Origin of the sequence: Brucella pituitosa, from assembly GCF_003049685.1 — a bacterium.
In the GTDB taxonomy this organism is placed as follows: Bacteria; Pseudomonadota; Alphaproteobacteria; order Rhizobiales; family Rhizobiaceae; genus Brucella; species Brucella pituitosa.
Genome location: NZ_PYSY02000006.1, coordinates 53,712 through 66,309, shown reverse-complemented (window position 1 = coordinate 66,309; position 12,598 = coordinate 53,712). Strand labels below are relative to the sequence as shown.

The following is a 12,598-nucleotide window of genomic DNA, read 5'->3' as shown; positions in this document are numbered from 1 at the left end:
CGCTGCGGCTTGCGGATCACATTTTATTTTTAACCTTCTATCGAAGATGCATGGCATGATGCGGATGATAAATACTGCCCCCAGCGACCAGTCATCTCTTTGACACAGGATTTCAATATATGATTTCCGATTCGTACCCCGTTATTCTGTCCCCCTAATATTTTTGCTGTTTATCAACATTAAAACTATTGGGAATCAATTGGATTTTGATATGCTAAAATACTGAAAAATATCAGTATAGCAGCGCTCGGCGCATCACATCCCATTGGACAAATGTATGGACAATTTATTGATACGTCGTGGGGTAGGGGCAGTTGTTGGGTTACGCATAGCGCATCAGAAACCTCAAACATGTAAAATGCAGATATACAAAATTCTGTTCATAATTATTGCGCTGCTGAGTGGTGTTGAGGTGTCTTGCGCAGATGACGACATATCTAAAATGCGGGTTCTGGAAATACCATTGCTTTCGTCGGACACCATTGATCTGAGTGGCTTCGTTGATGTTGCGCTTTTTGATAATGAAGCTCTGAGCTTGAACGATATCCTTGATGAGCAAGCGCTGTTCGAGCCCTTAGAAGGCCACGATATCAATCTTGGTTTCGTGCGTACGTCAGCTTGGATGAGATTTGCGGTTACGTTGCCTCCGGAGGCTGAGCAGTCGCAAAACCTTATTCTGTCGATCATGCCGAACTTCACCGACGAGCTTGACGTCTTTGTTACCGCGCAGAAAAGCGGGTTGAGCGTGGCTGATTTCATGCGTTATCAGATGGGCGATCATCTTCCACGCTCGCTTGCCAATCTAAACACCTCTGCAAATATCGTCCCGATTATGCTGCATCCCGGTCAAACAACCATCGTTTACATCCACGCTCGTAATCAAGATGCAAGCCTGAATGTCTCTGTGAAGTTGCTTTCCCCTCCCTACTATCAATATCGATCCATTATTCAGAATATTGGTCGAGGGATGTGGTTTGGAGGCATGGGCATATTGCTTATCATCCAACTGTTCTTTTTTTATTTTGACAGAAAAAAATTCTACATTTTCTTGGCCCTGTACATATTGTCCGTCGCTTGCATCTATTTCGGCAGCCTTGGACTGGCACGGCTGCTGTTGTTTAACGATGGTGGTCTTGGTAATGATTACTTTTCGAGCATGTCCTCGTGGTTTGGTTTGACCGCCGGTGCTTTGTGTATATCAGCGATCCTCGATCTTCATTCACGCCATCCTCGGATCAATCTCTACTTTTATTTTGCAACGGTTGTCGGCATAGCCGGCGTTATTTGCGTCTTTTTTGGTGTAAACCGTTATTTTGTGCTTGTGGCAGGTCCGGTTATTCTGGTGCTCACCACATTGTCAATGTTGGTTTCGCTCATTGATTTGAAGCGAGCACCTGATGCACAAACCGGGCTTAATTTTGCTGCTTTTGGCTTGTTATGGGCTGGTTTGATGGCCACCAACGGCCAGCGCTATGGTGTGTTTCCTTTACCCACCTGGGTTGCTGAATCTTATGCCGCAACAAGCATTGTGCATTTCACACTGCTGACGGGTTCGCTTGCTGTTAGGCTTCGCAATGCAGAAAATTTGGCGAGAAGTGCTGATCGGCGGGCGCTCGAGACGGCCAATGCCGCAGAACAGCATGCCAACGACCTTGTGTTGGTAAGAACTCGGGAGCTTGAAGAGGCAAAGCGTGTTGCAGAAAATGCGTTGCGCGCCGAGTTGCTGGCGCAGGAAGAACAGGTCCGCTTCATGGAGGTGATTTCTCACCAATACCGGACCCCTCTGGGTGTGATACGCACCAACCTGCATAGCATACGATTAACACTACCAAAAGACGATGAACCAAATCGCCGCCGGTTGGATCAGGCTCATGTCGGCATTACACGGCTTGTTGAGGTGATTGAAGTGAACCTGACGCGAAGCAAAGTTCAGGGATTGGCTTACAAACCGTCATTTTTGGATATCAGTTTGGGTGAGGTCGTTGCCAATTCTGTAACTAGTGCGCGTGATTTGCTTCACGGTGTTACCTTGAATGTTTCCATGACCACTGATGCGAAGCACGCAATCATTCGCGCGGATAGCGAAATGCTTCACCTTGCGATCATCAATCTTCTTGATAATGCCTTTAAATTTTCCGTGCCCCTCAAATCATCATTGGTTTGGCTAAATGTATATTGTGAGAGGGATGAAGTGTTTCTGTGTGTTAAAGATAAGGGAGTGGGTATTGGTTCAGATACCGTTGAATATCTTCTCAGAAAGAACACACGAGGCTGCAATTCTAAACACATAGAGGGTACGGGGGTTGGCTTATCTATTGTAAAGCGAACAACCGACGCCCATGGCGGACGTTTCTCACTGTTAGGTTGTCATGATGGTGGCACAGAAGCTACAATAGTATTGCCGATTCTTAATTAATCTTTCCTGTAGCGGAACCCCCGGCAGGTCTGCGGAACAAGATGTTGCCGAGATTTTCTTTTGGGGGACACTGTTGTTCGCTTCTGCCATTAAGGTTCTATCACTTGTGATCAAACCGCGTTAGAAAGAATTTGGTTTGGGATCGCATAAGTACATTAAGCTTTACAGAAAAATGTTAACCAAATGGTTCAAATTCACGATATAGAATGTGATGTAATGTTATGGAGCAACCAGCCTATCCGCGCTATTGTTGTTGAAGATGACCCTAACTTGCGTCTAGGCCTCGCAGATTTTCTACGTCTTAATTCCCTTTCTGTAACAGCGGTGGGAAGTGGTGCTGAGTTTAATCGCGCATTTGGGACTGAGACATTCGATATAGCCATTATTGACGTCAATTTGCCTGACGTTAGTGGGTTTGAAATTGCTCGTTATATAACAAAAATAACAGGTATTGCTGTCATAATGCTGACAGCTCGAGCAATGCGCGATGATAAGCTGAGAGGCTATGCAGAGGGTGCAAATCTGTATTTGACAAAGCCGGTTGATTGCGACGAACTGATCCTCGCGATTAGAAATCTGGTACATCGAACCCGACAAACGGGTGAAATGTCAAAGCAATCAAGTCAACCATCGAAAAGTTGGATTGTCGACCGGATTGCTCAGCAGTTGATTTCACCACTGGGCGCAATAATTAAACTATCTGGACGTGAAGCAAAGCTAATTTTACGACTCGCGGAAGATAACGGGAGAACTGTCTCGCGTAAGGACCTTAGTATTGCGCTAGGATACAATAACGCAGATATCGAAACAAGAAGCCTTGATGCTGTATTGCGACGCTTGCGCAGTAAGGTTCGAGACACTGAGGACGAGCTCCCAATACACGTCGTTCATTCGATGGGGTTTCACTTCTCTGCTGAAATAAAGATTAGGTAGATATTAAAATACTAATTTAATAAGTGTATTAATCTTTTATATTCAATAAGCCTCTGAGGGCCGTTGTAAGTCCACGAGTGAGCCGCCGCTTTATTCGTTTGCTGTGATTGAGTTGAAATCTCAATAAAAATGGTGGTAGTCAGCCTATAGCACCCGAAGTTCATATTATGCGGAATAACAATAAGCGGCCTCTGGTTTGTGGCAAAAGCTAATCACAGCGCCGCTGAGATGCAACTGCCAGCTATGGAAAATATCACGCAGCAGCATCGTTATACATTCTGAAAAGAAAATTATCTCTTAATGATAGGCTTATCGTATTTGATGATTGACGTGACTTCAATTGGTTTATACAAAATAAAAAATAGCAATATTCTCTAGACGTTCGTGAGATGGAAGTAAGCTACAGTTTATATTATATCTGGCGGAAAAGATGCGTTAGAACAATATAGAATGTATTCGTTACCATCTCAGTCCTTCTTTATACTTTGTTTGGATTAATTAGATGGTGTCCATCAAGCTCGCTGCGCCTTTGCTCCGTTGCTCGCGTAAAATTCTGCTTTCGGGGATCAGCCGGACGGCGATGGTCGTTCCCCTAGCTCTTATGACGGCGCAGGCCAGCGCCGGTACAGAGTCAACGGCGCTTCCATCTAATGTTGAGAGCGTGTTTTTCCGCGAGTTCTATGGCGCGAAGGGTAATGATGCGACCGCGCGCACCTTCAGTCCTAACACGCCTGCCACACCGGGTTTGACCGGCGGCATCATCATGCTGCTTAACGACTATACGACCCGCGAGGCGCGGGGCGTCGCGGTCCAGCTCGGATCCATGGGTGGGATGGGCGGCGCGGGGGCTTCTGCTGCTTTTGCGTGGGAGCCGGGCGCACGGGGCGGTGATGGCGGACGCGTTAGCGTGGTGCAGCGTGGGGCGTTGTCCGGCAGGGGGGATCAGCCGACCCGCGCCGCAGAACCGCTTTTCGAACTGCCACGAGGCAGCAAGTGGTTTCCCCGTATCAAGATCGAGCGCGATGGGCCCGTGGTGGACCGGCGGTGGCGCTATGATGCTGGTCTATTCGCAAGGCGGACGGGGTGGCGACGCGGAAAGTCAGGTAGGTCGCGGCGGTGACGGCGGTCAGGTCGATGTGTGGCTGCAGTCCTCCATCGAAACCGAAGGCCGGCAGTATTCCGGCATCTGGGCCCGCTCGATCGGCGGCAATGCCCCTTTTCGGGGCGCTCGCCATGGAGGATCTCCGAGCGTCTTGAGCGGTGGCAACGGCGGCACCGTAAATGTCAACGTCGAGCCATCCGGTTCCATCATCATTAAAGGTGCAAACGCGCCGGGTATGATTGCCGAGTCACTCGGCGGCGAGGGCAGCAGCGCTACTCTTCATTACGGCGAGTACAACGCCACCAACGGCGGTGCTGGCGGTAATGTATGGTTCAACAATAGCGGCAACATTCGCACGGAGGGCGACCGGTCTCTCGGCGTGATCGTACAGAGCGCCGGCGGCAACGGTGGTAGCCAGCGCCGCGATGAGGGTGGCAATGGCGGCAGTGGTGGCGTCGGCGGGTGGCTGCTCGCCATTAACCAAGGCTTGATTTCCACCAATGGCCAATACAGCACCGGCCTGATGGCACAGTCGATTGGTGGCACCGGCGGGCGCGGCGGTGACGGATTATTTCATGGCAATCCAGGCGGAGCGGCTGGTGTTGGCGGCGACGTAAACATTGGCAATTTCGGCAAGATCACCACCAAGGGAGAAGGTGCGACAGGTATCGCGGCGCAGAGCGTCGGCGGAGGCAACGCTATTGCCGCCTTCCAGGCAGGCGCCATTGAGCCCGGTAAGGCGGGCTCAGGCGGCGGCGGCGCTGGCGGTGGCGCGGATGCCTGGTTCTTTGGACGCGGTGGCGAAGGCGGCAGCGGCGGCGCAGGCGGCAATATCCATGTGACCCAGCTCGGCACCATCCAGACGGATGGACTTAACGCCTATGGGCTTGTGGCGCAAAGCATCGGCGGCGGCGGCGGCATGGGTGGAACGTCCAGCACTTCTTCGCCCTTTGTCGGCTTTGCGCTTGGCGGCGATGGCGGCGGCGGCGGCGCGGGCGGCAACGTGCTTGTTGACGGTTTTAGCAATGCCTATCGCCCCTCATGGGGTAAGGAAGCGGCGCTTGGCGACGCGCTGCGGCAGGCAGTGCCGGCAAGCGGGCCGACCGTAGCGCCTTCTATCACGACGATTGGCGCGGGCTCGACCGGACTTATAGCGATGAGTGTGGGCGGCGGCGGCGGCATAGGCGGCAGTGCGACGGCCAAATCCGCAGGTCTCGGCGCAGCGCTCACGGTTGCCGTAGGCGGTAAAGGCGGCGGCGGCGGTAAAGGCGGCAATGTGGAGGTGAACAACGAATCCTCCATCATCACCTCTGGCATCCAATCGGCTGGTATCATTGCAAAAAGTGCGGGCGGTGGTGGCGGCATTGCAGGTAATGCGACCAGCTATGCACTTGCCGTTTCGCCACCCGAATGGCCAGCGGTTAGCCTTTCTTTCGCAGTCGGCGGTGCAGGTGGCGCGGGTGGTGCCGGCGGTAGTGTGACAGTGAGAAACTTTGGCGATATCGTCACAACTGGTTCAAGTTCCGACGGCATCGACGCTATCAGTGTTGGCGGTGGCGGCGGCAGTGGTGGTGTTGCTAAATCTGCAGCTGATGTCATCGGCTTTTTTCAGAACGTGAGCTTTGTCGTCGCGGTCGGCGGTAAGGGCGGTGGTGGCGGCAATGGCTATACCGACCCCGCCAAAGGCGTCCGGGTCGAGAACCATGCCGCGATCGAAACCTCCGGCGCTTTTTCGCGGGGCATTTCCGCCATGAGCATAGGTGGCGGCGGCGGTCACGGCGGCTCGGGTGATGCGAAGGCTTATGCTGGTATCTCGTGGAATGATCATCTCGACAACCTCGTATCTGCGTTGCCGACAGCTGGCGCCATGACGATGAACTTTGCCATTGGCGGTGCTGGCGGCGAAGGCGGCAATGGCGGCCGGGTCGACGTCGACAATATCGGCAGCATCCTGACGCATGGTCACAATGCCAAAGGTATTCACGCCCAAAGTGTAGGCGGTGGTGGTGGCGACGCCGGTGGCTACATGGCAACCGGGAAAGGCAAGTTCAACATTACACTCGAGGCGGGCGGCGATGCCGGGTTCATTGACCCGGCGAACCCGACAAAGAACCGGAGCGGTGGCAAAGGCGGTGCCGTAACTGTGACAAACCAGTCCGGCGCCGTCATCAGGACCACGGGCGCTGGCTCTGTCGGTATTTTTGCGCAGAGCGTTGGCGGTGGCGGTGGTGAAGGCGGCGGCTTTGCCGGTACCGTGAAGGCGGCGCCAAAGTTGAAAGAGAACACCGGTACTTTCATTCTTCAGCTTGTCGATGAACTCGTGAAGGTCAACGATGTTCGCAAGTATGTGGCGACTATAGCTACGTCAAAACCCAATCCAGGCGATAAAAAAGCAGATGTTGCGCAATCGGATGGGGATAAGGTAAGCGAAGAAGACAAGAAGAACGCACTTGAGGTCATCGCTAATCTCAACGGCAAGCCGGGTGACGCTAAAAAGCCGGACCGGATTAAACAGATAAAGTCGTTCTTCAAGATCGCCAAGTCCGCCTACGTCAATGGCAAGAAGCTTTGGAACCGCGACGAAAATGGAAACTTTATCCTTCCAGGTTTTGGCGATGTGTTTAACGCAGTGACGTTGGTCACTGAAACGGTTTTGGTTGAGGCTTACAAGGACCAGATCAAAAAGGCCTATGAGAACGTGTATGGCGAGGCTGAGAAGCTGACGGAGCTCGATCTCACGGTCGCATTGGGCGGCAAGGGCGGCGCTGGTGGCGCGGGTGACACCGTCAAGGTAACGAATTCAGGCCTGATCTTCACCGAGGAAGCAAACAGCATTGGCGTTCTCGCCCAATCTATCGGCGGCGGCGGCGGGCGAGCCGGTGCGAGCCTTGCGACCGGCACCAATAAGTTGAACGCCAATATTTCCGTCGGCGGACGCGGCGGCGACGGCGGCAAGGGCGGTGACGTGACGGTTGCAAACACCAACTGGATCGAAACCGATGGCGCTGGCTCATTTGGCCAGTTCGCACAAAGCGTCGGCGGCGGCGGCGGCTATGGAGGCGTGGCCGCCAGTGCCAATTCTATTTCGTTAAGTGGTGAGCTCAAGGTAGGCGGCAGCGGTGGCAAAAGCTCTAATGGTGGCACGGTAAGGGTCGATAATTCCGGTACGATCTCCACTTCGGGCAAGGAAGCGCATGCGTTGATCGCACAAAGCGTCGGCGGCGGCGGTGGCACGGCGTTCGTGAGCCGGGTCGATCCTGATGATCCGGCGGTCGTGTCTGATTCCGCCGATATGAAAGAGGCGATCAAGCAGGCCGAGGAGCTGCTGAAAGCAGCCGCCACAAGTGTTTTGACCTCCAAGACTACCACTGAAAAGCAGAAGAGCGACGCCCAGAAGCTGGCGGACCTGCTGGCGTATAACGACAGCGGTGCCAAGAGCGGCGGGACTGGTGACGTATCGTCGACCATTCTTCCAACGCCTTCTATCGGCGCCTCCTTTGGTGGCAGCGGTGGTGAAGGCGGCAGCGGCGGCAAGGTTGCAGTCAATCATTCTGGCACCATCATTACCGAAGGCATCGGTTCCTTGGGCATCTTCGCGCAAAGTGTGGGCGGCGGCGGCGGGTTCGGTGCCGATGCCGGCAATGATGGTCTTCTGGCAATCAAGGCGCGCCTGGGCGGCACGGGCGGCGTTGGCGGCAATGGCGACGAGGTGAAGATTACCTTCGGCAAGAACGCCTCTGTTGCTACCTCTGGCGCGGGTGCGACGGCGGTCATGCTGCAATCGATCGGGGGCGGAGGCGGATATACAGGCGCGGGCAATGTGAACCTGAACTTCGCCGACCCATTACCAGTCGAAAAGGAAGAGCAGGTTTGGATGCCTCCAACCGTCATCGCAACACAGGCTGGAGTTGTCTCGGTACCCGGCTATTGGATAACGCGTACATCGACCCAGGTTCTCGGCAGCAGTGGTAATGGTGGCGCGATCATCGTCGGTATGGAGGACGCCAATTCGCGCGTATCGATCACGACAACCGGTGAAGCAGCCCATGGCATCTATGCGCAGACGATTGGCGGCGGTGGTGGTGCAGCCTTTCAAACCGCGGCCATCCCAGCGCGAAAGGACGAGGGGAAGCGCCGCGAGGCGATGACCGGTCACGGCGGCTCGGTCTCGATTATCACGCATGGCGACATTGTCACGACTGGCCAGGGTTCGCACGGCATCTTCATCCAGAACGGTCGCCAAACCGCCAGCGGAAGCTTCGAGGATTTCCAGCGCCAGTCCGGTGCGAATATCATCGACCATACCGGCATCCTGACAGGCGGCTCTGGTAGTGGTACGGCGATCCGGGTCGAGGGCGGTGGCACGACCACCATCAACCTGCGTGCCGGTGCGATGGTGAGCGCAAGCTCTGGCAATGCTATCCAGACCTCCAGTGCCAGTGATAGCCTGACGAATGCCGGCGTTTTGATGGGTAATGTTGACCTTGCCAGTGGCGGAACTCTGGAGAAGAACACATTCAAAAACGAGAGCTCTGCGCTCTACGTCAGCCAACCGGGCAACGGCATCGTGAACCTCGGTCGCGGAGGGGAGTTCCAGAATTTTGGGGTGATTGATATCGGCGGCGCAAGCAAGCTTGGTGTTTTGAATATCAATGGTGGTGATGCTTGGCTGGCCGGTGTGGCGCGCGTAGACATCGACAGTTCTTCAGCAGGCAATCAGAAAAACGACTGGATACAGGCGAACGGTGGTGCCACGATTGACGGTTTGTCCTTCCAGCCGAATTTCATCGGTGTTCTGCCGACCCCTTACACGCTAATCTCCGGAGAACTGGTACAGCACAAACCCGCACAGTTCAGCTATAGCGCGGCCTCGCCAATCTCCTGGCAGACGCATTCATCTACCAGCAGCATTACCGTCTCGCCTTCGGCTAATTTCGCAGCCGCAGCCTCTGGGATTGCGCTGACCACGTCGGAACAGCGCTTCGTGAATTCGCTGCAGGACGTCTGGAACGCTGGCACGGGCTCCACTTATGCGTCGCGTGTGTTCGGTGGCATGGCTTCGGTATCGTCGCCGCAGGAATATGAAGCGGCACTCGCCTCTGGCTCGCCCGAAGGTCAGCAGCAGGCAGCTATCGTGCAAAGCACGATGGGTAGCCGCGCTTCGCTGAAGGGTGCCCTAAGCTGCCCAGCGTTCACCGACAACAGCGTTATGATCAACGAGACCGAATGCGCCTGGGCCAGAATCTCCAGCGCGCATTGGAACCAGTCGGAATCGGCAAGCAGCTTCGGCTATTCACAAGACAGCTTCAGTTACCGCATGGGCGCACAGTGGGAGTTTAAGCCGAACTGGTTCATAGGTGCCAGCGGCGCCTATACCTCAAGCATCGGGCATTCCGAAGACGGATACACCGAGACGGAGTCCGATAACGGTGACATCGCGATCTCCCTGAAGCATCAGATGGGTGCCTGGTACTTTGCCGGTGCCGCTCATCTCGGCTATGGTCGCGTGACCACCGACCGCATTTTCAGCATGGGCAACGATCTCTGGTTTGCAGAAGTCGACAGCGACGTGTGGACCGCCGCCTTGCGCGGACGTATCGCCTACGAATTGGCGTTCGAGCAATCATACTTGCGGCCTTACCTCGACATCGATGTCATCCACACCTATGTGCCGGGCTATGAGCTGAATGGCGATGGAGGTCGCTTGGCGGCGGACGCGTTAAATGACTGGACGTTCGCTCTCTCGCCCGCGGTCGAGTTCGGCACTAGGATCGACATCGCAAAGGGCTGGCTGCGACCCTATGGGAGCGTCGGCGTTACTTATCTCCTCGACGACCAGGTAGACCAGAATTTCGTGTTTGGCAATGAAAACGGCGACGGCTTTGAGTTCGTCTCGACATCTGCGGCGCCGGATTTATTGGTTGATGTCGGTGTCGGTCTTCAGCTTTACGTTGATGATCGTTACGAACTTCGTGGAGAGTACAATGCCCAGATCGGCAAGAATTTTCTAGGACAAGAAGGGAGCGTAAGGTTTGCTGTTAAGTTCTAATCTGTTCTTGCTGCCCTACGGTCGATGGGATGGATAATCAATCGGCGCTTTAGGGCGTTTCTCTGACTGACTGAATCGAGTGGCTTTAAGAAGCGAGGTGGTGGTGTCACGTTAAGTCTTGATGGTATTGCCAAGTTGTTTGGGCAAGGCCTTGAGCAGCTTGCATATGTGTTTTTCAAGCGGTCATTACTGTGGTGTATTCGGTCTACACGCAGAAAGCATCTGCCCTTGCATGGCGGTAGGAGATAGCGGTGAGATTGTAGCGGCGGGGACGGAAGATTGTGTTGATTTGGTCGTGGTCCGACAAAAGCCGTTGAACCTGACGCGGCGATTTAGACTGCCCCATGATTTCCCCCCGTTTTCGGCTCAGGCGATGCGAACTTTCAATTCTGTTGTTCAAGCCCTTATGAGCACGATGATCGGCATTCGGCGCGATAGACTTTATCTGCTTGACATAGCTGCCCAGCTTGTCCGTCACGACGACACGGAGCTGACCGAATTGCCTGACCAGTCTTGAGAAGAAACGCTTGGAGGCCTTGGTAAGAGGTTTGTGACATTCAATGACAAGGTAATGTTTTTGGTCATCTCATAGCGAACCATTGCATCGGCAAGCGTGTAGCCTGGTATTGGCTTATCTATGCCTGATGCGCTAGTCGATCCGGTGTATAGCACACCACCTCCAACGGTCAGTCAGTCGACGCCCAACTGAGTCACATCATAAGTCATCCAGATAGCAGCCTGATGATAGGGTGTGTCTTCACTGCGCTGGCCAAGTTCCAAATGTTCTTCACTCTTGGTGATCCGGGCATCTGTGTACGAATATGAGCCCACCATGGTCAGTTAATCAGTCAGCTCGGCTTTGGCCTCAAGCTCAAATCCACGCGCTCGCCGCTGACCGATCTGTGTGAGCTCATCAGCAAGTGTACGGGTGACGATATTGTTCTGATCAAGCTGATAGACGGCTGCGCTGAACAACATATTCGTGCCGGGCGGCTGATAACGAATGCCAGCCTCAATCTGTCCTCCCGTCATAGGCGAGAAATTCATGTCTTCGACATATTCAGATACCGAGATCGGGAAGAAGGATTGCGCATAACTGACATAGCGAGCCAGTCCATTCTCAGCTTCGTAAACCACCCCCGCGCGCCATGTTGTCTTTTCAGAGGGTTGTGTTGCAGAAATTTGATTTGAACGGAGCACGGCTACACTCTGGACATACTTATGCAGCGAGTGTTTCGAACTGTTGTTTGATAGAGAGTGCTTTTTGATATTCAAAGACGCGTTGCTGCTTACGCATCATGTGAATGAGTTCGATACCAGAGAGCGTGATCCTCGCTGCGATTTCTGCCTTGAACCCAAGAATGGAGCGTGTGCGTCGTTTGATGCGGCGATGATCCTGCTCAATCATGTTATTCATATATTTGCTGGAGCGAATGACAATCGTTTTGCCATCCTGTCTGAGCCGGTTTTCCACATCACATTGTAGAATAGCATTCCTGTTGGTCTCGCTTCCATCAATGGTAATGCACACTGGTCTTCCGTGGCGGGCCAATGCCTTGCGTATAAAGCGTTTGGCAGCGCTGAAATCACGTTTCTTGCTGAAATAGAAATCAACCGGATCGCCATTGCTATCAATCGCACGATATAAGTACAGCCACTCGCCTTTGACCTCGATCTAAGACTCGTCGAGGTTCCATTTGCGTGTGACCTGACGCTTCTTCCGATTGAAACGCGCAAGCAATTTTGGGCTGAAGCAAATGACCCAGCGATGGACGGCTGAATGGTACAGATCGATACGACGTTCCGCCATCATCTCCTTGAGATTGCGCAGGCTCAGATTGTAAGCCAGGTACCACCGGACACACAGAAGTATGACTGACTTATCGAAATGGCGACCTTTGAACATCTAAAATACTCGGCTGACTAAAAGCCGAGATACTATCAGTCCATCCGTTGATGAAAAGTTTGCAACACAACCAATAGGATCTCTTGCTTTTAGCGTTCTTCAGAAAATCGGGATCCGTACACTTGCAGCATCAGACGCGGGAGTAATTGAAGCGCAAGCACATATGGCCCATGAAACTGGCATAAAGGCGGA

At 53.6% G+C, this 12,598-nt stretch carries 6 protein-coding genes and 2 pseudogenes; 4 read left to right on the top strand and 4 right to left on the bottom strand.

Features of this window, described 5'->3' with window-relative positions; translation table 11 throughout:
- Positions 1 to 277 precede the first annotated feature (277 nt).
- The 4 genes from C9380_RS24155 (at position 278) to C9380_RS24130 (ending at position 10,500) form a co-directional block, all read left to right on the top strand.
- On the top strand, positions 278 to 2,416 hold the full coding sequence (locus tag C9380_RS24155; protein ID WP_128094939.1) for a sensor histidine kinase: 2,139 nt from the start codon (positions 278 to 280) through the stop codon (positions 2,414 to 2,416).
- 183 nt (positions 2,417 to 2,599) lie between these two features.
- Positions 2,600 to 3,349 carry a response regulator transcription factor gene (locus C9380_RS24150; protein ID WP_128094938.1) on the top strand — a complete coding sequence of 250 codons (750 nt, stop codon included), beginning with the start codon at positions 2,600 to 2,602 and terminating at the stop codon, positions 3,347 to 3,349.
- Between the two features lie 502 nt (positions 3,350 to 3,851).
- Entirely contained in the window at positions 3,852 to 4,469 is a 618-nt protein-coding gene (locus tag C9380_RS24145; RefSeq protein ID WP_128094937.1) for a hypothetical protein, read from the top strand.
- Positions 4,372 to 10,500: an autotransporter outer membrane beta-barrel domain-containing protein gene (locus C9380_RS24130; protein WP_164844739.1), complete on the top strand. Its 6,129-nt coding sequence runs from the start codon at positions 4,372 to 4,374 to the stop codon at positions 10,498 to 10,500. The genes C9380_RS24145 and C9380_RS24130 overlap by 98 nt, the downstream gene beginning before the upstream one ends.
- 205 nt (positions 10,501 to 10,705) lie before the next feature.
- On the opposite strand, the pseudogene C9380_RS24125 reads toward C9380_RS24130, so the two are convergent.
- The 4 genes and pseudogenes from C9380_RS24125 to C9380_RS24110 form a co-directional block, all read right to left on the bottom strand.
- Positions 10,706 to 11,038, bottom strand: a pseudogene (locus C9380_RS24125) (DDE-type integrase/transposase/recombinase); the annotation flags it as partial.
- On the bottom strand, positions 10,975 to 11,172 hold the full coding sequence (locus tag C9380_RS24120) for a TonB-dependent receptor domain-containing protein (protein WP_164844738.1): 198 nt from the start codon (positions 11,170 to 11,172) through the stop codon (positions 10,975 to 10,977). The pseudogene C9380_RS24125 and the gene C9380_RS24120, both read right to left, overlap by 64 nt.
- A 168-nt stretch (positions 11,173 to 11,340) precedes the next feature.
- The gene (locus tag C9380_RS24115; protein ID WP_164844737.1) at positions 11,341 to 11,700 is read right to left on the bottom strand and encodes a TonB-dependent receptor domain-containing protein; all 360 of its coding nucleotides are present in this window, start codon (positions 11,698 to 11,700) and stop codon (positions 11,341 to 11,343) included.
- Between the two features lie 19 nt (positions 11,701 to 11,719).
- Positions 11,720 to 12,406, bottom strand: a pseudogene (locus C9380_RS24110) (IS6 family transposase).
- Between the last annotated feature and the right edge of the window lie 192 nt (positions 12,407 to 12,598).